The organism is Streptomyces sp. NPDC058576 (assembly GCF_042718715.1).
Taxonomy (GTDB): domain Bacteria; phylum Actinomycetota; class Actinomycetes; order Streptomycetales; family Streptomycetaceae; genus Streptomyces.
Genome location: NZ_JBHXPF010000006.1, coordinates 102,172 through 125,599, shown reverse-complemented (window position 1 = coordinate 125,599; position 23,428 = coordinate 102,172). Strand labels below are relative to the sequence as shown.

10 protein-coding genes, 2 pseudogenes and 1 riboswitch are annotated in these 23,428 nt (G+C 73.7%); of the genes and pseudogenes, 5 read left to right on the top strand and 7 right to left on the bottom strand.

Annotated features, from left to right (window positions below; translation table 11 throughout):
- Positions 1 to 24: 24 nt before the first annotated feature.
- The 4 genes and pseudogenes from ACFWRV_RS07215 to ACFWRV_RS07200 form a co-directional block, all read right to left on the bottom strand.
- Positions 25 to 1,410, bottom strand: a pseudogene (locus tag ACFWRV_RS07215) (VWA domain-containing protein).
- Positions 1,407 to 2,837 carry a hypothetical protein gene (locus tag ACFWRV_RS07210; protein ID WP_384329489.1) on the bottom strand — a complete coding sequence of 477 codons (1,431 nt, stop codon included), beginning with the start codon at positions 2,835 to 2,837 and terminating at the stop codon, positions 1,407 to 1,409. The pseudogene ACFWRV_RS07215 and the gene ACFWRV_RS07210 overlap by 4 nt, the downstream one beginning before the upstream one ends.
- On the bottom strand, positions 2,807 to 3,325 hold the full coding sequence (locus ACFWRV_RS07205) for a hypothetical protein (protein WP_384329486.1): 519 nt from the start codon (positions 3,323 to 3,325) through the stop codon (positions 2,807 to 2,809). Before ACFWRV_RS07205 ends, ACFWRV_RS07210 begins: the two co-directional genes overlap by 31 nt.
- A 48-nt stretch (positions 3,326 to 3,373) precedes the next feature.
- Positions 3,374 to 16,087: an amino acid adenylation domain-containing protein gene (locus ACFWRV_RS07200; protein ID WP_384329483.1), complete on the bottom strand. Its 12,714-nt coding sequence runs from the start codon at positions 16,085 to 16,087 to the stop codon at positions 3,374 to 3,376.
- Between the two features lie 146 nt (positions 16,088 to 16,233).
- Between ACFWRV_RS07200 and ACFWRV_RS07195 the strand changes: the two genes are divergently transcribed.
- A complete protein-coding gene (locus ACFWRV_RS07195) occupies positions 16,234 to 16,779 on the top strand; it encodes an AAA family ATPase (protein ID WP_384329480.1) in 546 nt (181 codons plus the stop codon).
- A 115-nt stretch (positions 16,780 to 16,894) separates the two neighbouring features.
- Here ACFWRV_RS07195 and ACFWRV_RS07190 read toward each other — a convergent pair whose 3' ends face one another.
- Positions 16,895 to 17,227 carry an antibiotic biosynthesis monooxygenase family protein gene (locus ACFWRV_RS07190; protein WP_384329477.1) on the bottom strand — a complete coding sequence of 111 codons (333 nt, stop codon included), beginning with the start codon at positions 17,225 to 17,227 and terminating at the stop codon, positions 16,895 to 16,897.
- Positions 17,228 to 17,269: 42 nt separating this feature from the next.
- Here ACFWRV_RS07190 and ACFWRV_RS07185 point away from each other — a divergent pair.
- A pseudogene (locus ACFWRV_RS07185) lies at positions 17,270 to 17,563 on the top strand (hypothetical protein); the annotation flags it as partial.
- Between the two features lie 64 nt (positions 17,564 to 17,627).
- Here ACFWRV_RS07185 and ACFWRV_RS07180 read toward each other — a convergent pair.
- A complete protein-coding gene (locus ACFWRV_RS07180; protein WP_384329474.1) occupies positions 17,628 to 18,488 on the bottom strand; it encodes a helix-turn-helix transcriptional regulator in 861 nt (286 codons plus the stop codon).
- A 127-nt stretch (positions 18,489 to 18,615) separates the two neighbouring features.
- On the opposite strand from ACFWRV_RS07180, the gene ACFWRV_RS07175 reads away from it, so the two are divergent.
- The gene (locus tag ACFWRV_RS07175; RefSeq protein ID WP_384329471.1) at positions 18,616 to 19,608 is read left to right on the top strand and encodes an aldo/keto reductase; all 993 of its coding nucleotides are present in this window, start codon (positions 18,616 to 18,618) and stop codon (positions 19,606 to 19,608) included.
- A gap of 27 nt (positions 19,609 to 19,635) precedes the next feature.
- Here the strand turns inward: ACFWRV_RS07175 and ACFWRV_RS07170 are convergent, their stop codons facing one another.
- On the bottom strand, positions 19,636 to 21,204 hold the full coding sequence (locus ACFWRV_RS07170; RefSeq protein ID WP_384329468.1) for a S1 RNA-binding domain-containing protein: 1,569 nt from the start codon (positions 21,202 to 21,204) through the stop codon (positions 19,636 to 19,638).
- Positions 21,205 to 21,303: 99 nt separating this feature from the next.
- Positions 21,304 to 21,432, top strand: a riboswitch (cobalamin riboswitch).
- Between the two features lie 101 nt (positions 21,433 to 21,533).
- On the opposite strand from ACFWRV_RS07170, the gene ACFWRV_RS07165 reads away from it, so the two are divergent.
- Both ACFWRV_RS07165 and ACFWRV_RS07160 read left to right on the top strand, forming a co-directional pair.
- Complete coding sequence (locus ACFWRV_RS07165; RefSeq protein ID WP_384329466.1) at positions 21,534 to 22,643, top strand: FecCD family ABC transporter permease; 1,110 nt, start codon at positions 21,534 to 21,536, stop codon at positions 22,641 to 22,643.
- A complete protein-coding gene (locus ACFWRV_RS07160) occupies positions 22,643 to 23,425 on the top strand; it encodes an ABC transporter ATP-binding protein (protein WP_384329463.1) in 783 nt (260 codons plus the stop codon). The genes ACFWRV_RS07165 and ACFWRV_RS07160 overlap by 1 nt, the downstream gene beginning before the upstream one ends.
- The last annotated feature ends 3 nt before the right edge of the window (positions 23,426 to 23,428 follow it).

Below are 23,428 nucleotides of genomic sequence, written 5' to 3'. Positions count from 1 at the left end.
CGGGAAAACCGGGTCCGCGGGACCTCAGGTGAGGAACGTCTTGAGTTCGTGCACGAGCTTGCCGATGTGTCCGGAGACCACGGGCGTGCCCAGGGCCTTGAACCGCTCCCGGAACCACGGGTTGACCTCCTGCCGCCCGGAGCTGGTCACCGAGCCGACGGGGATGAACTTCACCCCGGAGCGGTGCACGGCCTCGATGCCCTCGAACAGCGGCTGGGAGCGGTCGAACTCGTAGAAGTCGGATATCCACACCATGACGGTGTTCTTCGGCTCGGCTATCTTCGGGCGGGCCATCGCCATCGCGACCGGGCCGTCGTTCCCACCGCCGAGATTCGTGCGCAGCAGCACGTCGAACGGGTCGTGCACCCACGGCGTGAGATCGACCGAGCGCGTGTCGTAGGCGATGAGATGCACGTCCACCTTCGGCAGCCCGGCGAAGATGGACGCCAGGATGGTGCAGTTCACCATCGAGTCGACCATGGAACCGGACTAGTCCACCACCACGATCAGCCGCTGCGGCGTCGTCCGGCGCACGGTGTGCCGGTAGTAGAGGCGGTCCACATACAGCCGCTCCTCCTCCGGACTCCAGTTGGTGAGGTTCTTCCAGATCGTGCGGTCCAGGTCGAGGTTGCGGAAGACACGCTTGGGCGGCACCGATCGGTCCAGCTCCCCGACGGTGGCCTTTTCCACCTGCGTACGCAGCACCTCGGCCACTTCGTCGACGTAACGGCGGATGAGCGACTTGGCGTTGGCGAGGGCCACACCCGACAGATTGCCCTTGTCGCGCAGCAACTGCTCGATCAGCGACATGCTGGGCGTCAGCCGCGCGGCCAGCGCCGGATCGGCCAGCACCTCCCGAAGCCGCATGCGCCCCACGAGGTCGCCCTCGATCGCCGCCAGCTCGGGCCCGAGGCCGCCGGCGTCCAGGCCCGCGCCCGCCGCCCGCCCGCCGAGCAGCCCGCCCGGCGGACAGCCGAGCGCACGCTCCAGCCAGCCCGCGTCGGACTGCCAGCGCGCCAACTGCTCGGCGGTCACCGCGCTCGATCCGGTCGCGAAGACATTGAGCAGCACCTTCGACACCAGCGCGGCGCGCCGCACCTCCGCCGCCCGGTCACGTGAGCCTTCCGCATCGTCGTCCGGCGTCATCAGCCCGTCGAACTCGGCGGCCAGCTCCGGATGGCGCTGCACAAGCGAGTCGACCGAGGTCCCGGGGTCCAGCAGCGCAGACGGCAGCCCGATGTCCTCGACCACCCCCAGGCTCGCCGACTCCAGCGCGGGCTGCTCCTCGCCGTCGAAGAGGCGGGCCAGGAGCCGCCAGTAGAGCACCTGGCGGCGGTTCTCGTACGGGTCGGGCCCGGCCGGGGACGGGACGTCAGAGCCCGGCGACCGCCGGGCGAGATCCTCGGTCATGTCCGCAACAGCCTTCCCGCGCGCTCGCGCAGCACGGCCACGGCGTCGGTGGCGGCCTTCTCCGCCCGGACACCGGCCTTGTCGGTGGTGCCGCCCGCCCACGCCCCGGCGTGCACGGCGACGGTCTTCTTCCGCACGGTCGACTCGACCGCGAGCGGCTGGAGCAGGAACTCCCCGGCGTCCCAGCGCAGGAGCCCGACGCAGGAGTGGGAGGCGGCGACCGCCTCGGGCGTCAGCGGGCCGGCGGCGGGGATCCGGTCGGTGTCGACGGCCAGGAGCCGCCCGGCGAGATCGAACGCGAGGCGGTCCTCCTCGCGGTGCGGGGCGTACCCCTCCAGCAGCACCGGCACGGCGATCCGCACGGGATGCCGGTCCAGCGGCGCGACACGGGCGGACGTCGCGGCGGCGAGCATCACGCGCGCCGTGGCGAAGGCGTCGGTGGGCTCACCCGCACGGGCCCGCTCGTCGTCCCAGAGCAGATCCCCCTCGACGGTCACCGGCACGGCGTCCAGCTCCATCGACCGGCCCTCACTCACGGCGCCGAGCAAGGACATGTGGGGACGCAGCAACTGCCACAGGCCCGCCCCGACCACCGTGTCGGGCTTCGGCGCCGACACCCCGGCCCGCACCAGACGCGGTACGCCTCCGTCCGCCGGCTCGAACACGGCGTGGACCTGGGCCTGTACGGCCGTCGCGTGCTCCTGCACATCGACCCCCAGTGGCAGCAGACGACCGGTCACCGCCTCGGCGGGCCGCTCCCCGGCGGACCCCGGCACCGTCAACAGCAGGGCGCGCGACCACAGATCACCCCAGCGGCGCACCGGCACGCGCTCCAGCGTCGCCCCCGGGCACGACGCGGCGAGCTCGGCGGCGAACCCGTCGAGCAGCGTCGCCCGACGCCGCAGCCCCGGATCGGGCAGCATCGCGGAGACCACCGGCGCGGCTCCGGCGACCAGCTCGTGGTCGATGCCCCGCCAGCCGCTGCGGGCGAGGTCGCACAGCCAGCTGCGGGCCGCCGCGAGGAGGTTCGTCCCCTGCTCCGGCGCGGCGGGCGCGAGGGCGGATGCGGCCGGCTCCGCCCCGACGGGCCGCCCTACCGCCTCCTCGATCCGCTGCGTCAAGGCGTCGTGCACAGAGCCGAGCAGCGCGCCACGGGCGGCGGCCAGCGCCACGAAGTCGTCCTCCCCGGCGGCCCCGGCTGCCGCCCGGCCGGCCGCCTCCGCGACCCGCGCGGCCAGCGGAGTCCCGGCGACGGCGTCGGCGAGCCCGGCAACCGCGGATGCCTGGGCGGGCCCCGGCCGCAGCAGACCGGCCACCAGTGCCCCGTCGAAGGCGTCCACGGCGGCGAGCGCCTCGTCGAGCCACTCGACCGGATCGGCCAGCAGGTCGCCGCGCATCAGGCCACCGCCCGCGTCGGCGGGAACCACTGCATCTCGGGCAACGGTGAAGTGACCGGGGTCAGTTCGAGATAGGCCAGGTGCCGCAGGAACCGGTTGAACACCTGGGCAGCCGCCGAGGAGTCGGCCTTCTCCGGCCGCTTCGCGGTCATGGCGGCGGTGAGGGAATGGGCGTCGGGCTCCCCGTCCGGGGGCTCCACCGCGAGATAGCGGGCGACGCGCTCCGCGCCGTACTGCAGCACCGCCTCGCCGACGAGCGCCTGGATGTGCTTGCAGAACATGCCGTGCGCACCGCCGCAGGGCCGGTTGTTGTTGGTACTGCAGGAGAACGCGTACGTCCGCGCCGCCACCGACGACACGTACACCCGCCCGATATCCGATCCGCTGGAGACGACTCCCTGCAACCGCCCGTCGGCCAGTTCGACGAACGGCACCTTGGCCAGCTTCCGCGGGCGCGCGGGCGCCATCACCCGCGCGGTACTCGACTGCTCCCAGACCGACAACGCGCCAACTCCCATGCATGCGAAAGGGGATGTCCACACCGTCTCGGCGGGACGTGTACGAACTTAATCCCGGCCACTGACAACGCGGTCGAGCATCCCCGGGTCGATGGTGCGGGTGAGGAGATGAAGGGGCGCGGCGCGGATACCGGTCGCCTCCGCCGCTTCCCAGTAGGCGAGGCCCGTGGCCGTGTCGACCGGACCGTGGACGAGCGGAACGCCGGCCCCCGAGGCGTGGAGCAAGGACTCCAGCCGGCAGGACGCGACGGTGTCCGGCACCATCGGCTGCGCCAGATAGCCGGCCACCGCGGCGGCCGGCAGCCCCTCGGCCACCTGCCGCTGGGCGGGCCCGGCGCTCAGCAGCCCGCCGCCGACGACCAGGACGTCCTTCGCCCGTTCCATCCGGGCGAAGGCGCGAGACGTGTCGAAGCAGTGCGGGAACGAGTCGTCGACCACCGTCGTACCCGGTGCGAGACGGTCGACGTCCAGGAGCGTGCTGCCCCCGCTGACCGCCGCGACGATCAGGCGGGCCCCGTAGACCGCGTCGGGCAACTCCCGGTCCGACTCGACCACCTCCACCACCTCGGCGAGACGGCGCTCCACGAGGGTGTCGGCCAGCTCCTTGAGCCGTGGCCCACTGCCCGGCACGTCACAGAGCAGCAGCCGCGCGGGCGGCCGCCCGGCCAGAGTGAGCAGCAGCTCCAGGGAGGAGGAGCCGATCGACCCGAGCCCCACGAACGCGACGGTGAGAGAGCCCAGCTGCCGCCCCGTCGCGTCGAGAGCGGCGTGCACGGTCCTGACGACGGACACGACGGTCGCCGCATGACCGGTGGTGACAGCGGGGGCGGCAGCGATCGCCCCCGCCGTGCCGACGGCCCGCAGGACGTCGAAGCCGTATCCGGTGAGCGAGGGGATCATGCCCGCGAGCGAGACGGCCCGCGCGCCGAGGGACGAGGCGAGCTCCACCCCGCGCGTGGTGTGCCCGAGCAGGCTGTCGCCGGGGGCGAGTTCGTCCGCGAACAGCGGGACGCACACGAAACCGGAACGGCCCAGCGGCGTACGCAGCGTCTCCAGGAGCCGCGGTCGCCCGTCGGGGAACAGCAGGGTGCGCAACTCCTCGCGCGGCAAGGCCGCGTCCGGGAGACCCGCCAGCCGGGCGAGGTCGGCCGGGGACGGCAGATAGCCGACGAGCGCGGCGTCCATCCGCTGGTCCCCGCCGGGGTGGTCAGGCTTGTGCGGGCGGGGGCGCCGGCCGGGACCGGGCTCTGCCGAGGCCGCCTGGGCCAGTCCGTCGCGTACCGCGTCCGCGAACACGGCCAGCGCCCGGGGGGTGAACGCCGTCGCCGCCGCGCGCACGGTGATCCTCAGCCGCCCGCCCTCCGGACCGGCGGCCAGGAACACATCCGTACCGGCCGGAGGCGGCGTGTACACGCTGTCGCCGTCCTCCCGGGTGACCGTCAGCGTCTCTCCGCTCTCCGGGCCCAGGGCGGAGAAGTCCAGAAAGGTGAAGAAGAACTGGGAGGCCAGGGGCAGCCCGCCGGGCAGCGGCGGCACGGCCCCCTCGTACGCCCGCGCCTCGGCGGCCTCGGCGGCGACGCGCCGCAGATCGTCCTCGAAGCCCGCCTCGTCGGACCGCCCGGACGCCGGACCCGCCGGCCGCAGGGGAACAGCCGTGGCGAAGGGACCGAACACCCGGTGTGCGTCGGGCAGGGAGTGGTCCCGGCCGCTCACCGCGAGACCCAGCACCAGATCCGCCCGGCCGGTGGTGGCCGCGAGCGCTCGGTAGTAGGCGGTGAGTACGGGGGCGAAGAGGGTGGATCCGGTGCGCGCCGCGAGCCTGCGCAGCGCCTCCACCCGGTCCGCGTCGACGGTGAACCCGTGCGTGTGGAAGAGCGGGTTCGGCGCGGCACCCGGAGAAGTGCCGGTGCTCGTACCTGCGGAGAGTACGGGCGGCCGGTAGGGCGCGCTCAGCCGCGCCCACCGGTCCTCGCCGGTCGGTGCGACGGATCCCGCACCGGGGTCCGTCCCGGTGGCGGAGGGGCTGTCCGTGCGCTCCGCGAGACGGACCGCGTGGTCGCGGAAGGTGCTGCGGAGCGGGGCCGGAGCCGGTTCCTCACCGTGGGACAGGGCGTCGTACACGGTCGTGAGCTCCCGTACCAGGAGCGCCGCGCTGTAGCCGTCACCGATGATGTGGTGGGCGTGTGCCACCAGGACGTGTTCGTCCGGTGCGACGGTGAGCACGCGCAGGCGCAGCAGGGGCCAGGCCCAGGGTTCGAACCGGCGCTCCCGCTCGGCGGCCACCCGCTCCTCCACCTGCTCCGGTTCGTCGAGGGCCTCGAAGTCGACCGGCAGGCGCAGCGAGGGCGGTAGCTCCTGCTGGACGGCCGGGCGTGCCCCGGCGGGGAAGACGGTACGCAGCATCGGGTGGCGCCCGACGAGCGCGTCCACCGCCCTCTGGAAGCGGTCGGGGTCGAGACGGCCGCGCAGGCGCAACCGGGTGAGCCAGGACGATGTCGTGCCCGGTGCGATGGCTTCGGCCAGCAGGAAGCCCCGTTGGGTGGGTGTGAGAGGGAAGGGCGGGGGAGCGGCCCCCGGATCGAGCGCCTCGGGGCGTTCGGCCAGCCCGTCGCCTCCCGGGGTGGACGTGTCGGCCGACGTGTCGGCGGCTTCGTCGGCGGCGGTGTCCTCGGCTTCGTGAACCGCGGCTTCAGCGGCGGCGTCCACGGCGGCGGCGAGGGCGGTGAGCGTGCGGCTGCGGTAGATGACGGTCGGCCGGGGCAGCGGCCCGCCCTGCTTCTCCAGCCGGGCGAACACCTCCAGCACGAGCAGGGAGTCACCCCCCAGGACGAAGAAGTCGTCCTCACGGCACACGTCGTCGCCCTGGAGCAGAGCGGACCAGATGGCGGCGAGCCGGATCTCGGTCGGAGTGCGGGGTGCCGTGCGGGCCGGTGCGGGGACCGGTGTGCGGACGTCTGCCGTACGCGCGTCGATGCCGGTCTCCGGGCCGGCCTCGGGCGGGACGGTCGAGGCCGCGTCCCGGCGGGCCGCCAGCGCACGGCGGTCGATCTTGCCCGTGCCCGTGAGAGGCATCGTTTCGACACGGGTGATCCGGGACGGAAGCATGTACGCGGGCAGCGACGTGGCCAGATGACGCCGCAGCGCCACGGCATCCTCCCCGGACGATCCGGGACCGGGGGTCACGAAGGCGGAGAGACGTCCGTCCTGGGCGAGCACGACGGCGTGGGTGACGTCGGGATGGGTCTGGAGCACCGCTTCGATCTCGCCCGGCTCGACCCGGTTGCCCCGGATCTTCACCTGGTCGTCCAGCCGCCCGAGGAATTCCAGGGTGCCGTCCTCGGAGCACCGCACCCGGTCGCCGCTGCGGTACCAGCGCCGCCCGCGCCGAACCGTGAACGCGGCCTCGGTCAGAGCCGGTTCGCCGAGGTATCCCGGGGTCAGACCGATTCCGGAGATGAGGAGTTCGCCGGCCTCGCCGGGCCGCCGCGGCTCTCCGTCGGGGCCGACGACCTCCACCTCCGTACCCGCGACCGGGCGGCCGATGGGCAGTCGCCGCACCTGGTCGTCGGGCCGGTCGCGGATGATGTGGCAGCTCGTGTTGATGGTGGCCTCGGTCGGGCCGTACAGGTTGGCGATGCGCTGACCGTGGCCGAAGAGGTCGAACCAGCGGCGTACGTGCGCGGGTGACAGGGCCTCGCCGCCGACATGGATCCACCGCAGCGCGGACAGGTCCGGCAGCGGTGCGCCGTTTCGCACCCGTGCCTCGGAGGCGCCGAGGAGCTGTTCCCAGAGCGTGGGAACGGAGCTCCAGACGGTGATCCGGCGGCGTTCGACGTGGGTCAGCAGCCGGTCGGGATCGCGCAACAGGTCCCAGTCCACCGTGACCACGGTGGCGCCGACGAGCAGCGGGGCGAGGAGCTGGCGGACGGAGGCGTCGAAGCAGGGCGAGGCGGTCTGGGCGAGCCGGTCGTGCTCGTCGTAGCCGAAGGTGTCGATCGCCCAGGCGAGGTAGTTCTCCATCGACCGGTGGGTGATGGGCACGGCCTTGGGCCGGCCGGTGGACCCGGAAGTGAAGATCACGTACGCGATGCCGTCGGCGTCGACCGGGCTGTCGGGCGCGGGCGTCCCGCTCCCGGACGGGGCGGAACCCCGCGAGAGCGGCGACGCCGAAGCGTCGACGGGCACCAGGGTGATATCGCCGAGCGTTTCTCCCACCGCCCGGGTCGCGGCGTGACAGAGCACGGTCCGGGCCCCCGAGCGCGTGAGCTGGTCCGTCAGGCGCGCGGTCGGGTGGCCGGCGTCCAGCGGAACCCAGCCCGCCCCGGCGCGCAGGGCCGCGACGACCGAGACGACGGTGTCGGCGCCGGGTTCGGTGAGAAGCCCGACGAGGCTTCCCGGGGTGACGCCGCGGGCCAGGAGGGAGGCCGCGAGGGCGTGGGAGGCACGGTCGAGTTCGGAGTACGTCAGGGTGGCGGCGCCGGTGTCGACGGCGACCGCGTCCGGGTTGGCCCGGAACCGCTCGACCAGGCGGTGTACGAGCGTGGCGGATGCGGGCCGGTCCGCTCCGGTTCGGATTCCGCTTCCGCTTCCGGGGACGGTTCCGGAAGCGGTCGGACGCCGGTCGGGGGTGTCGGGCCGGGACCGGACCAGAGCGGTCAACGCGTCGTGGAAGTCACGGTCCAGGCGGGCCACCGTCTCCGGGGCGAAGAGCCGGACGGGGAAGTTCCACGAGAAGCGCAGGACCGTCTCGTCCTGCCAGCACAGCAGGCTCAGGCGGGTCGCGGCGGTGGCGGTGCCGGCGGCGGTCGGCCGCACGCTCACCGGACAACGCCCGTCGAGGGCGGCGGGGAAGCGCGAGAAGCTGAAACCGGCCGGGCTGACCGTCCGGGGGCCGGCCCCGGACGGGTCCGTCGGCAGCAGCCGTGCCAGGTCCAGGCCGGTGAGGCCGGCGTGCTGCTCGCTCTCCAGCCAGATCCCCGCCAGTCGCTCGGCCAGGGTCTCCGGCGACTCCTCCGGGTCGGTCGAGCACAACAGGGGGAGGGTGTCGGCAAGCGGCCCCACGAGCCGGTCCAGACCCGCCAGGCGGTCGTCCCGCCGGGCGCGGGCGACGTTCACCGCGATGTCCCGCTGCCCACTCCACCGGGCCAGACAGCGCACGTGTACGGCGAGCAGCAGATGGAACAGGCTCACGCCGTGATCCGCGGCCCGCTTCTCCAACGCGGCGGTCAGCGCGGCGTCGAGGGAACTCTGATGCGTGGTCAGGGGAGCGGTGGGAAGGGCGGACAGATCACCGTCGTACGGCAGGCGCAGCGGCTCGCGGGAGGCCAGTCGGCCCGCCCAGTACCGCCGGTCGACGGCGAGATCTCTCACGCCGTCCGTGGAGGACCGCTCGTCGGCGGACGCGGCCGCGTACCGCGCGAAGTCGGTGCCGAGCGCGGGCAGTGTCGGGGCGTCCCCGTGGGCGAAGGCGGTGTAGAGCGACCAGAGTTCTCTGGCGAGGACGTTGAGGCTGTATCCGTCACCGGCCGCATGGTGGATCACCAGCACCAGATGGGACAGCTCCGGACTCTCCCGGGCGAGGACCGCGCGCACGGGAGGGTCGGCGGAGAGGTCGAACGGCCGGTTGCACAGGGCCGTTTCGAGCTCCTCGATACGGCCGCGCAGCTCGCGGACCTCATACCAGGCGGACAGAGGTGCGGGCGGGGCGACGTACTGCACCGGTGCCGTCGGACCGATCCTGTCCCCGGTGCCCTCGGTGCCCTCGGTGCCCTCGGTGCCCTCGGTGCTCCCGATACGAATCCGCAGCATGGTGTGCCGGTCGGCGAGCGCGGCGAGCGCCCGGCCCAGGAGCTGGGCGTCCAGGGGCCCCCGGACGGTCTGGCGGACGTAACCGTGGGCCGGCACATCCGGGTGGAGGCGGCTGCTGGTGTGCAGGGCGAGTTGGACAGGGGTGAGCGGGAAGGGGGCCCCGTCCGGCACCGGGGGCGGGCCGGATGAGGCGGAGGGACGGGACAGGGAGGGCGTGGCGTCGAGGTGCGCGGCCAGTTCGGCGACGGTCCGGTACTCGAAGAAGAGCGTGGCGGGCAGGGTCCTGCCCAGCTCCCGTTCGAGCTGCCGGACGAGGTCGACGGCGGCGAGCGAGTCGAGGCCGAGGGTGAGGAACGGCTCGTCGTCGGGGACCGTGTCGGAGGGCAGACGCAGCGCCGAGGCCAGCAGCCGGCGAAGCAAGGCCGCGGTACTGGTGGGGGGTTCGGTCTCCCTGCGCGTACGCGGGTTCACGTCGGCGCCGGTGCCGGACGCCCGGCCCGAGGCTGCCTGATCCGTTCCGTTTTCCGTTCCGGCTTCCGTTCCCTCGGCTCCCGCCGTCGCGGTCGGGGACGCCACGGGCGCGGGCCACGAGGACGGCGTCAGGTCGGCGAGCAGCAGCTGCGGTGCGTCGACGCCGCATGCCGTACGGAGCGCGGCCAGCGCGGGCGCGAGGTCGACCGGCCGGCCTTCGCCGCTCCGCACGGCGGGGGAGCCCACTCCCGCCCCGGAGTCGAGGGCCACCGCCATGCCCGTTCCGGCCAGCGCCGTGAGGTTCACCGACTGCCAGGGCCTGCCCGCGTGTCGTTCCGACGCCGCGAACGCGTCGAGAAAGGCGTTGGCGCCGGCATAGTCGCCCAGCGCGCCCGCGAGCCCGGGCAGCACGGCGCTGACGGAGGAGAACGCGACGCGGACCGCCGGGTCGAGCCCGTGCCGGCGCAGGGCGAGCGAGAGCAGCAGACTGCCCCGCGTCTTCGCGGCCAGCGCGTCCGCCGTCTCCTCCGCACGCCGGTTCCGCAGGGTGCCGGGTCGCACGACCCCCGCGGCGTGGAAGAGGGCGTCGAGGTGGGGCAGTCCGGCGATGAGCCCATCGACATCACGCTCCACCGAGACGTCGGCCACGCGGTAATGGACCGTGGCGCCCAGCGAACGGAGTTCCTCGGCCAGTCCCACGGGAAGCCCGGGGGAGCGCCCGGTGAGCACGAGGGTCGGTCGGCCCCGGCCGGCGAGGTCCCGGGCGAGTGCGGCGCCGATTCCGCCGCCACCCCCGGTGATGAGGAAGGTGCCGTCGGCCGGCAACGGTGACCGCGTCGCCTCCTCCCGTGCTGCGGCGCCGCTCGTGAGCGGCGTGAAGCGGCGAGCGAGCCGGCGGCCCGCGCGCCAGGCGACGGTGGCGGCGCTGCCCGGAGCGCCGCGGCCCGACTCCAGCTCGGTCAGCACGGCGGTCAGGCGCTGGGAGGGGGTGTCCAGGGAACAGAGATCGACGGCGGTGGCCGAAGCATGCGGGGTCTCCTGCGGCAGCGCCAGCAGGAGTCCGCCGAGGACGGCATGGGCGGGCCGCGGCGCTTCCCGTACGGCGCCGGTGGCATGCACGTCCTCGGTCACCACCAGCAGCCGGTCCGCGCCTGTCTCGTCGAACCGTGCGAGGGCCTCGCCGAAGGCGGTCAGCGCGGCGTCCTGGGCCCGGCCGAGTGCGGCGCCCGTGTCCTGGACGGGAGCGGGCCCGGCCACCAGCACCACGGCGTCCGGCCGCCCGTCGCCCGCTTCGTACCTGCGCATGCCTGCTGCGGAGAGCTGCGAGGCGAGCCGGTCGACGGACGCGGAGTCGGGTCCCGTCAGCAGCACCGAACGCACGGTCCCCGCCGGCTTTCCGGGCGGGGCGGCCTCCTCCCACCGGACCCGGTGCAGCAGAGGACTCGCGGGCAGATCGGCCCAGTACCGGCTGCGCTGGAAGGGGTAGGTGGGCAGCGGAACGCGACGGTGCCCCGCGTCGAGCGCGGTCCGGTCCAGCGGCACGCCGAGCGACCACAGGCGGCCGACGGTCTCCAGTAGGGCCCTGCGACCACCGTGCTCGTCAACGGGCAGCAGTGCGGCGTCCGCCCGGCCGGTGGAACGACCCGGCAGGGCCCCCAGCACCGAGACTCCGCCGCCGGACGCACCGGACGCACCGGACGCACCGGACGCACCGGACGCGCCGGACGCGCCGGACGCGCCGGACGCGCCGGACGCGCCGGACGCGCCGGACGCGCCGGACGCGCCGGACGCGCCGGACGAGCACGCCGCCGTCGCCGCGCGGACCGCACCCGACAACGTCGCGCCGTGGCCGACTTCCACGAAGGTGTCGTACCCCTCCCGGGCCAGACGTTCCACAGCCGCCCCGAACAGCACCGGGCGCTCGGCGTGGTCGCGCAGGTATTCCGGGTCGAGGACCGGTTGCCAGGCGGCGGTGACGGTGCTCATCAGGGGGACGGACGGGGTTTGCGGCGTCAGCGCACGGGCCGCGTCGGCGAGCCGGTCGGCGACCGGCCGCATCAACGGTGAGTGGAAGGCCCGGGAGACCCGCAGCCGACGGGTGGGGATGCCCTGCGCGTCGAGGGCGAGGGCGGCGCGCTCCACGGCCGAGACGCTCCCGGAGAGGACCTGGAGCCCGGGACCGTTGTACGCGGCCACGGCGAGGGCCCCATCGGACTCCGCCACCGCACCGGCGACCGCGTCCTCACCCCCGCGAACGGCGATCATGGCGCCCGGCTCGGTGAACGAACCCATGAGACGGCCGCGTTCGGCCGCGAACCGCACCGCATCCCGGAGGGTCAGCACCCCGCTGACACAGGCGGCCGTGATCTCCCCGACGCTGTGCCCGGCGACCGCGTCGGGCTCAACGCCCCAGGTACGCAGCTGGCGGGCGAGCGCCACCCCGGAGGCGACGAGGAGCGGCTGTGCCACCTCGGTCGCGGCTTGCGCGGCCGGATCCACCTCCGGGTCCAGCCCCCAGTCCCGCAGGGGCCGCCCGCGGACAGGGCCGAGGAGCGCGGAAGCCTCGTCGAACGTGTCCCGGAACACCGACGCCGTCCGGTACAACGCCCGGTCCTGGCCGGGGAACTGCGCGCCCTGTCCGGGGAAGAGGAAGACCACGCGCGGCCGCGCACGGACGATGCCGCCGACACGCCCGCCCGCGTCGCCCGTTCCCGCGTCGCCCGCCCCCGCATGGCCCGTTCCCGCTTCGCCCGTCCCGGCGGCGACGGCGGCGAGCCGTTCCCGTAGATCACCGTCGGCGATGATCGCGAGCCGGTGGGGCCCCTCGTCCCGGGACGTGCTCGCGGTCCGGCACACGTCACCCTCGCGCAGCCGCGGACGGCTCTCCAGGTGCTCGGCGAGCCGGCCCGCCGCGTCCCGCAGCGCGCCCGCACTGTGCGTCGAGAGGGTCAGCAGATGGGGCCCCTCGACAGCGACTTCGCGCACGACATCCGGCGACGGCGGGGGCGGGGCCTGTTCGAGAACGGCGTGGGCGTTGGTGCCGCCGAAACCGAAGGCGTTGATCCCCGCGACGCGGGGCCCGGCGGACGTCCAGTCCCGGGCCTCGGCCACCACGGAGAAACCCGCGGGGGCGAGGCTCGGCGAGGCCGGGGTGTGGTGCAGCGACGGCGGCAGCCTGCGGTGGCCCAGGGCCAGCACGACCTTCACCAGCGCGGGCAGCGCGGCGGCGTTCAGCAGGTGGCCGATGTTCGTCTTCACCGAACCGAGCAACCGCGGCTCGCCGTCGGGCCGTACGGGAAACGCGTGGGCCAGCGACAGCAGCTCGATCGGGTCCCCCACGGCCGTGCCGGTCCCGTGGGCCTCCACATAGGTCACCGAGGCGGGATCGACGCCCGCCGCCTCGTACGCCCGGCCGATGACCTCGCGCTGCCGCAACGGGTTGGGCGCCATCAGGCTCATCGACCGGCCGTCGTTGTTGACGGCAGTGCCCCGGACCAGCGCGAGCACCGGATCGTCCGCGAGCCGGGCCGCCTCCAGACGCGTCAGGACGATCGCCGCGCCGCCCTCGCCGGGTACGAAGCCGTCCGCGTCGGCGCTGAAGGCGCGGCTGCGACCGCTGGGGGACAGGGCCTGCGCTTCTTCGAGCAGCCGGTGCGGGGTCGAGGTCAGGTGGAGGTTGACCCCGCCGACGACGGCGAGGTCGCACTCGCCCGCCAGCAGGCTGCGCCGGGCCAGATGCAGGGCCACCAGCCCCGACGAGCAGGCGGTGTCCACGGCGAGTGCGGGACCGTCGAGGTCGAGGCTCTGCGAGACCCGGGCGGCGATGAGGGCGGGCAGGTTCCCCGTGAGAGCGGTGGGCAGCGGGGAGCCGTCGGCCGAGGCCCGGTCCAGGACCTCCCGGTAGCCGCTGTCCCCGACCGCCGCGAACACCCCGATCCTGCGACCGCGCCGACGGGGCCCCGCGTATCCGGCGCGTTCGAGTGCCTCGTGCGCGAGTTCCAGGAAGAGCCGTGCCTGCGGGTCGAGGGCGCGCGCCTCGTCCTCACCGATGCCGAAGTACCCGGCGTCGAAAGCGGCCGGGTCCTCCAGCAGCGCCGCCCAACGCTTCCGGGGAGCTGCCGGTCGGGCCCCCGAACGGTCCTGGCCGTCGTCCCATCGCCCATGCGGTACGGGAGTGACGGCGTCATACCCGTCGACGAGCAGGTCCCAGAAGGCCTCGGGGGTGTCGGCGCCGGGGAACCGGCACGCCATCCCGATGACGGCCGCGGAGGTGGAGGCGTCGGCGGTGGCGGACGCGGCGGTGGCGTTCGTGGTGTCGCGGCCGGTCCGGTCCGCCCCGGCCGTCGCTCCGGTCCGCGGCGTGGAACTCTCCCCGGCTTCCGGGGATGGCGACGGCGGACGGGGCGTCACGGTCAGGAGGTGATGGGCGAGTGCGGCCACTGTGCCGTGGTCGCGGATGACCGCCGGCGGCAGCGTCACACCGAAGGCGTCCTCCAGGGCCACCAGCACTTCCATCGCCTTGAGCGACGTACCCCCGAGGCTCCCGAACAGCTCGTGCGACCCGATCGACTCGGCGGGCCGGCCCAGCACCCGCGCCCAGACCTCCCGGACGGTCTCGACGATCTCCGTCCGAGCCAGGGGCGCCTTCGCGCGCGGCTCCGCCGCCGCCCGCTCAGCCGTCCCGAACGCACCGGACCCGAACGCACCGGACCCGACAGCACCGGACCCGACAGCACCGGCCCCGAACGCACCGGACCCGACAGCACCGGCCCCGAACGCACCGGACCCGACAGCACCGGCCCCGAACGCACCGGACCCGACAGCACCGGCCCCGAAGGCACCGGACCCGACAGCACCGGACCCGAACGCACCCGCCTCGAAACGCTCCCGCAGCCGCCGACGCTGCAGCTTGCCACTCGTCGTACGGGGGAACGCCCCCGGCGGCACGGCCAGCACCCGCACATCGTCATGGAGCAGTGCCTCGCGCACCCGGGCCGCGACGCGTCCGAGCACCTCCGCCGCATCGCGCGGGGGCCGCGCCCAGGGCACGAACACCACGACCCGCTCCGCACCGGTGACCGGGTCGGTCGAACCGACCACCGCCGGGGTACCGGGAGGCAGCCCGGGTGTCGCCGCCACCACCGCTTCCATGTCCGTGGCGTGGAAGGTGCGGCCGTTGAGGAACAGCACGTCCTTGTGCCGGCCGGTGACGCACAGCCGACCGTCCCGCAGGAAGCCGAGGTCACCGGTGCGCAGCCACCCCCTCGCGAACACCTCCGCGCTCATACCGGGCAGGCGGTGGTAGCCACGGGCCAGTTGGGGGCCGCTCACCATGATGTGCCCGACCCGCCGGTCCCCGAGGACATCGCCCGCGTCGTCGACGATGCGCACGGCGCAGCCGGCCACCGGCCGCCCGACATCCATCAACTCGACGGCGCCTTCGCCCGGTTCGGCGTACACCGCCACTCCGGCGCTCAACGACGCCCGGTCCAGGACCAGCGGCTCGGCCACTTCCCCCGGCGGCGGGAAGGTCACCGCCAGGGTCGCCTCCGCCAGGCCGTAGACCGGTTGGGCGGCCGCCGGATCCAGCCCCGCCGGCCGCGTCTTGAGGGCGAAGGCTCGCCACACCGCGGGCGCGATCGGCTCCGCCCCGACCAGGACCAGCCGTACGGCCGAGAGATCCAGGCGGGCCAGGACCTCGTCGGGAACACGGCGGACGGCGAGCGCCAGGGCGAAGTTGGCCGCGGACAGCACGGTGGCCCGGTGCCGGGCCGCCACCTCGAACCACACGCGGGGCCGCTTGGCGAACGACAGCGGGCCGATCTTGACCTGCTTGGCCCGGGCTGCCAGCGGAGCGAGATGCGTGCCGATGAGACCCATGTCGTGGAAGTACGGCATCCAGCTGACCACCACGTCCTCGGCGCCCAGCGCCGAGGCGGCCCGTATCTGGTCCAGATTGGCCAGCACCGCACCGTGCGTCACCTCCACCCCCTTGGGCGCCCCGGTGCTTCCCGAGGAGAACTGGAGGAACGCGACGTCGTCCGGCCCGGCTGCGGCGGGTTCCCGCGACGACGGCCCCTCCCGCAGGGCGTCGAGAGCCAAAATGTTCACAGCGGAGGGGAGCTCACCCGTCAGCGACGCGGTCGAGGCGTCCACCACGACGGGCGGCCGCCCCAGGTGCTCCCAGACCGGCAGCACCCGGCGGGCGTCCGGAGCCAGCGGAACCGGCACCAGACCGGCCGCCACCGCGCCCCAGAACATCGGCTGGAAGTCCTCGCTGCGGTCGGCGAGCAACGGCACACAGGTCCCGGGCGCGACGCCCGCCTCCCGGAAGCCGCCGGCCACGCGCAGGGCATCGTCCAGAAGCTCGCGCAGCGTGACCGTCCGTTCGCTGCCGTCGCCCCGGACATGCACGACGACCTGCCCGGGAGCCTCACGGACCGCGTCCAGCAGTACATCCAGCAGTGTCATGTCGTGTTCCACCGGTTCCGTCGGTCCGTTTCCTCGAAGAATGATCTTAGAAACGCGCAGGTGGTGAGGAATCAACCGCCGGGAGGAGACCACGTGCACCCTGGGAGTGACCTGCTGAGGGAAGTTCTCGGCCCCGAGCCGGACCGGCGACGGCTAGCGTGGTGCTCGTGAAAGTGGGCGCCGAGGAGACCCGGCTGATCGTCCTGCGCGGCAACAGCGCGTCGGGGAAGTCAAGCGTTGCGTCCGGCCTCCGCGACAGATTCGGCAGGGGACTGGCCGTGGTCGGACAGGACAACCTCCGCCGCACCGTGCTGCGCGAACGCGACCGGCCAGGGGCGGCGAACATCGGCCTGATCGACCTGACGGCCCGCTACGCACTGGACGCGGGCTACCACGTGGTGGTCGAAGGCATCCTCTACGCCGACCACTACGGCGACATGCTCGCCCGGCTGCGCGCCGACCACCGGGGGCCCACCCACGGGTACTACCTCGACGTCCCGTTCGCCGAGACCCTGGCCCGGCACGCCACCAAGCCGATCGCCGACGATGTCGACGCGAACCAACTACGGGACTGGTACCGCCCCCGCGATGTACTGCCCGACGGCCTGGAGACCGTGATCGGCCCCGGCAGCATCCTGGACAGGACCGTCGAACGCATCATGCTCGACACCGGGCTGGCCCGGCTGCCGCCCATCGACCGCTGAGGTCCCGGGGCCGGGAAGACCGGAGGGGCCTGCCCGGCCCGTCATAGGGCGGTCATGCCGGGCAGGTCGGGCCGGGCAGGGGGACCGGGCAGGTCACCCGTCAACGCGCGCTCGCCTATGCGCCGGTCGGCGCCGCCTGCTGCACGACCTCGAAGGACCACACCGTGGAGCCGCTGGCCGCAGGCTTGGGGCGCTCACCGCTCCCGGCGTCGCCGCCGCCCTGATGGGCCGCCTTCATCGGCCCCTCCATCCACGCCTGGAACGACGCCTCGTCACGCCAGCGCGTGTAGACGAGGTAGTCGTCCGTGCCCTCGACGGGCCGGAGCAGCTCGAACCATTCGAACCCGTCGGAGCCCTCCACGGCGTGGGCGCGGGAAGCGAAGCGCTTCTCCAGCGTCTCGCGTTGTTCCTGGGGGACGGTCAGCACATTGATCTTCACTACGCTCATGGCACCATCCTGCCGTACGGCGCCCGGGCGCCGTCGCTCACCCACCGGTGTGCGCGGGGAGCGGTCGGACGGTGGAGCAGATTCCCCTTGTGGGACACCTGGCCGGTCGGCGTGGAGATGGACGCCGGGCCGCTCGGGGGCGCCAAGCCCACCGAGGTCAAGAAGGTCTACAACCGGGGGCTGCGGACGACGTTGGCCACGCACCGAGGACCGCTGGCGGTGTACGTGGCCCGGATCGACCAGATCCTGGTACGCGGCGTGGAGCCGCGGAGCTCCTGGGTGCTGCCCGCCACCGGCAGCGACCACCTGCCGGTGGCGGCCCGCATCCGCTGGTGAACTCCGCGAGAGGAGCCGGTCCGCAAGGGCGAAGAAGCCGAGAGACACAGGGGCGGCGGTCGACCTACCGCTCGGACGAGCCCGTCGTCCCCATGGGGAACTCCTCGATGCCCAGGACACGCAGCAGATCCAACCGCTCACGGGTCCCTGCGTCCGCCGGGGTGAGAACGAGCAGCAGCTGACCGTGGTCGGGAGTGACCAGCGTTTCGCAGTCCATCACCAGACGGCCCACCCGCGGGTGCAGCAGGGTCTTGCGGTCGGCCCGCCGCACCGCCACCTCGTGTTCCGCCCACAGCCGGCGGAACTCCTCGCTCGCCGCCCGCAGCCGGTCGACGATCCCGGCGACCACGGGATCGCCGGACCGGCGGCCGACGGCTGCGCGCAGGTCGGCCACGAGCTGCCGGGCCTGGTGCTCGTGCTCCTCGGGAGCGCCCGCCGCGCGGACGGCGGGATCGGTGAACCACCGGTACACGAGATAGCGCCGGTCGCCGGAGAAGCCGGTGTGGTCGCCCGCCAGCAGCAGGGACATCCGGTTCTGGGCGAGGACCTCGCCCAGGTCGGACACCACCATGGCCGGGGTGTCGCCCAGCAGGTCGAGCATCCGCACGAGCCCGGCGCGGGCCGGCCCCGCCACCGAGTCGGCTGGCGGCGGCTGATGACCGGCCAGGTGGAACAGATGGTCCCGCTCGTCGTCGGTGAGGCGCAACGCCCTGGCCAGCGCGGTGAGCAACTGGGTCGAGGGCTGACTGCTGCGCCCCTGCTCCAGGCGTACGACATAGTCCACCGACATCCCGGCGAGCATGGCCACCTCCTCCCGGCGCAGACCCGAGGTACGGCGGCGGGGACCGTCCGCGATGCCCACCTCCGCCGGGCGGATCGCCTCGCGGCGCCTGCGCAGGAAGTCGGCCAGCTGATCACGTTCCATGCCCCCATGGTCCCGCGCGGCGGGCGGTCGGAGCCAGGGAGCGCCGCTCCCAGGACAAACGCTCCGCTCCCGCACGGCGCGGCACCGGCGCAGGGTGGGTGGCAGATCGACGACGAAGGAGCACGCCATGCAGACACGAACCCTCGGCGCCACCGGCCCGGCCGTCTCCGCGCTGGGCCTGGGCGCGATGGGCATGTCCGACGCCTACGGTCCGACCGACCGCGCGGAGTCCGTCGCCACCGTCCGCGCCGCGCTGGACAACGGCGTCACGCTGATCGACACCGGCGACTTCTACGCCATGGGCCACAACGAGCTGCTGCTCGCCGAAGCCCTGCGCGGCCGGGACCGCGACAGCTACGCCCTGAGCGTCAAGTTCGGCGCGCTGCGGGGGCCGGGCCACGAGTTCAGCGGCCAGGACAGCCGACCCGAGGCGGTGAAGAACTTCCTGGCCTACTCGCTGACCCGGCTCGGCACCGACCACATCGACGTCTACCGCCCGGCCCGGCTGGACCCGGACGTGCCGATCGAGGAGACGGTGGGCGCGATCAAGGAGATGGTCGACGCCGGATACGTACGGCACATCGGCCTCTCCGAGGTGGACGCCGCGACGATCCGCCGAGCACACGCCGTGCACCCGATCGCCGACCTCCAGATCGAGTACTCGCTGATCTCCCGCGCGATCGAGGCGGAGGTCCTGCCCACCCTGCGGGAGCTGGGCGTCGGCCTCACCGCGTACGGAGTGCTGGGCCGTGGCCTGATCTCCGGCCACTGGTCCGTGGGCCGCTCCGCCCCCGGCGACAGCCGCGGCCTCGTCCCCCGTTTCTCCGGCGGGAACGTGGAACACAACCTGGCCCTCGTGGAGGCCCTGCGCCGGGTCGCCGAGGCGAAGGGGTGCACCGTCGCCCAGCTGGTCATCGCCTGGGTCGCCGCCCAGGGGCGGGACATCGTACCGCTCGTCGGCGCCCGCACCCGCGAGCGGCTGACCGAGGCACTGCCCGCGCTCGACCTGGACCTCACCGCGGACGACCTCGCCGAGATCGAGAAGGCGATTCCGCCGGGCTCGGCGCGCGGCGACCGCTACCCGTCCGCGTTCATGGCGGGCCTCGGTGTGGGCAACTGAGGAAGCTCCCCGGGCCGGGCCGCCGTATCAGTCCGGCGCGACGGCCTGCCGGTGCGAGAGGGAGATCCGACGCCGGGTCGGGTCGACGTCCAGGACCTTCACCGCCAGGGTGTCGCCGACCCGCAGCGCGATGGCCGGGCCGTTCAGCTGTCCGTCCGCCAGCTCGGAGAGGTGCACGAGCCCCTCGAACCCGTCATCCGCCTCCTCGACGCGTACGAAGACGCCGAAGGGCACCACCTTGGTGACCGGCCCGACGACCGTCCGGCCGACCAGTCCCGTCAACAGCCGCATCGGATCCTCCCGCAGGGCCTTGAGGGACAGCGACACGCGCTCCGGCAGGAGCTCGACGCCGAGAATCTGGGCCCGGACTTCCTCACCGACGGAGACGACGTCGGACGGATGCTCGAAGCGGCGCCACGACAGCTCGGGGATGTTGATCATCGCCTCGAAGCCCCCGATGTCCACGAAGGTGACGCCGAAGGGGGCGATGAAGGTCACCGTGCCGGTCACGATCTGCCCGGGGCGGAGTGTCCGCAGGAGGGCCCAGTGCCGGTCGCTCGGCGTCGGCTCGGTCCGCCACCGGGCGCGCAGGACCCCGTCCGCATCGGGCACGACAGCGGTGCACAACGGAACGCGCTCATCGACGGTCACGGGCAGGAGCGATGCGGCGGTGGCACCGGATATCCGCTCGGCGAGCTCGGAGAAGGCGTCCTCGTCGACGAGAGCGCTGTGGACAGGACCGTCCGCCGCGTCCTGCCAGACGCACTCCACCATGCCCTCGCCCTGGAAGGCGCCCAGAACGGCACCGACGTCGGACGACAGATCGGGCCACACGGCGAGCCGGGCCCGGGGCGCGATCCGGGCCCGCACCGCCTCGACATCGTCCCGGGTGAGGCGGTGCCAACGCGAGGCGCCCTCGATGTACATCTCCTCCAGCACGCCCGCGCTGTACACCGACACCATCCGGGACAGCCCGCTCCAGAACGCGTCGTCGGCCGGGCGCACGATGTCCTCGCCGTCGCTCTCCACGGCGTACGGGGAGGAGTTCAGGCGCTCCGGGAACAGCCCGAGCCGGCGGGTCAGCGCCAGCGCCCGCTCGCACGGCCGGTCACTGCCGACGTAGACGTACTGGTCCCGGCCCACATGGACCGCGAACCTGTCCTCCACCTCCAGTCGGCACCACGCCCCGCTGTCACGCAACATGGAGCGCACCAGCTCCAGACCGACATCGAGCGACACCTCGGCCCCGTCGTGAAAGCCCTTCGGAAGCCCGTTCGTCGAACCTCCCGGGAGAACTTCCGGCAGGCCTCCCGCCGGCTTCGTCCGCGCGCTCTCACGGGCGGACGGGAACAGGCCGGTCAGCCCGAAGCCGTCCACCGGTGGTCCGACGCCGAAGTGCGCGAGGGACGGCACCTGGGGTTCGCGTACCACCGGCCGGTCGATACCCGAGTCCTCCGCGAACGCCGCTACGGCCCGGAGGTAGGCGGCCTCGACCGTGCCCCGGTCACTGACGGTGTCCTCCGGGCCGGTGTAGCGCCCGTGATCGTCACGGTGGACGGGGTCGTACTTGGTAATTCGGTAGACATACCTTGGCACGCGCCCATCCTCCCGCACGCACGCACACTCACATGCCCCGCGAGAGCGGTCCGGCTCGCCGAGGGACTCCCGGCCGCCCGCCCTTCCCTGAGACCCCCACGCACCCACGCGCTAAGCTGCGGATTCGCCACGGGGGAAGTCCGGTCGAAATCCGGCGCTGACCCGCAACGGTAGGCGGAGCCCCCGGTTCCGTGAGCCCGATCACCCGCGGCACAGAAGGCTCCTGACCATTCGCCGTGGACTGCGAAAAGGGCGCTGCGCGGGACGGCCGCCGTCCGGGGCCGCTCCTCCTCGCGCGACGCACGGCCCGAGGCGAAAGCGACCGGCCTGTGGCCACGTCTCTCGACCGCATACCCGCCAAGCCGCCACGCCCCGCGCGCGTCGGCACCGGACCGGCGCCACCCCGCCGCGTACCCCTGCCGCTCCTCGTGACCGGCCTGAGCCTCGCCCTTCCCCTCTCGCTCGTCTGCGGCGCGGCACTCGGGGCGTCGGGGCTCTCCTGGGCGGAGGTTCTGCGCTACCTGTGGGCGGGGCTGACCGGTGGAGCCATCCGCTCCGACGAGGTCCCCGCCTACACCATCATCTGGGAACTGCGCCTGCCACGGACCGTGCTCGCCGCCGTCGTCGGGGCCGGCCTGTCGGCCATCGGCGTCGCCGTCCAGGCCATGGTGCGCAACGCGCTCGCCGACCCGTTCGTGCTCGGCATCTCCTCGGGCGCGGCGGTCGGCGCCAACGCCGTACTCATCTTCGGGGCCTTGGGCGCGCTGGGCATCTGGGCCCTGTCCACGGCGGCGTTCCTCTCCGCGCTCCTCGCCATGCTCCTCGTGTACGCGGTCGCCCGCACCGAACGCGGACTGACCCCGCTCCGGCTCGTCCTGACGGGCACCGCGATGTACTACGGCTTCTCGGCCGTCACCACTTTCATGGTGTTCGCGGCCGAGCGCGGGGAAGCGGCCCGCTCCGCGATGATGTGGCTGCTCGGCAGCCTGAGCGGGGCCAACTGGGCCGCCGTGCCGATCGCCGCCGGAGCGGTACTCGCCGGCCTCGCGCACCTCGGCTGGTCGGCGCGCCGCCTGAACGCCCTCGCGATGGGGGACGAGACCGCCGCCGCGCTCGGGGTCGACCCCGGAAGACTCCGCAAGGAGCTCTTCCTCGTCTCCGCGGCCGTCACCGGCGCGGTCGTCGCGGTCAGCGGAGCGATCGGCTTCGTCGGACTGATGGTCCCGCACGCCGCACGGATGCTGGTCGGCGCGGACCACCGCAGGCTCCTGGCCGTCGCCCCCCTCGCGGGAGCCGTCCTGCTGATCTGGGTCGACATCCTCTCCCGCCTGGTGCTGGCGCCGGCCGAGCTGCCGGTGGGCGTCCTCACCGCGGTCATCGGCGTTCCCTGCTTCCTCCTCCTCATGCGCCGGCGCGCGTACTCCTTCGGAGGCATCTGATGCGGATCGACATCGACGCGCTCACCGTCGAGATCGCCGGCGCACGCCTGGTGGACGAGGTCACCCTGGGCGCCGCCGACGGACAGCTCGTCGGCCTGGTCGGCCCCAACGGCAGCGGGAAGTCCACCCTGTTGCGCTGCGTCTACCGGGCCCTGCGCCCGTCGGCCGGCGCCGTCAGGATCGGCGGTGAGGACCTCCACGCCCTGAGCGCCCGGGACGGCGCCCGACGGCTGGCCGCACTTCCGCAGGACGCGGTCGCCGAATTCGACTTCACCGTCGCCGAGATCGTCGCCATGGGGCGTCTGCCGCACCAGGGGCCGGTCGCCCGGACGACCGACGAGGACCGCCGCCACTGCGAGGCGGCACTGGAGGGCGTCGGCGCGGGACACCTCGCCGAACGCGGTTTCCTCACCCTCTCCGGCGGCGAGCGGCAGCGCGTCCTCATCGCCCGGGCCCTCGCCCAACAGCCCCGGGTCCTGGTGCTCGACGAGCCCACCAACCACCTGGACATCGCGCACCAGCTGGAGATCCTGGCCCTGGTCCGCGGCAGCGGCCTGACCGTGCTGACCGCCCTGCACGACCTGAACCTGGCGGCCCTGCACTGCGACCTCGTCCACGTCATCGACAGCGGCCGGATCGTCGCCTCCGGGGCGCCGGACTCCGTCCTGACCACGGCGTTGCTGGCCGATGTCTTCGGCGTACGGGCGCACCGCGTCGCGCACCCGGAGACCGGAGCGCTCCAACTGCTCTTCGACCTTCCCCCTGCCCGCCCCACCCTCTGAGGA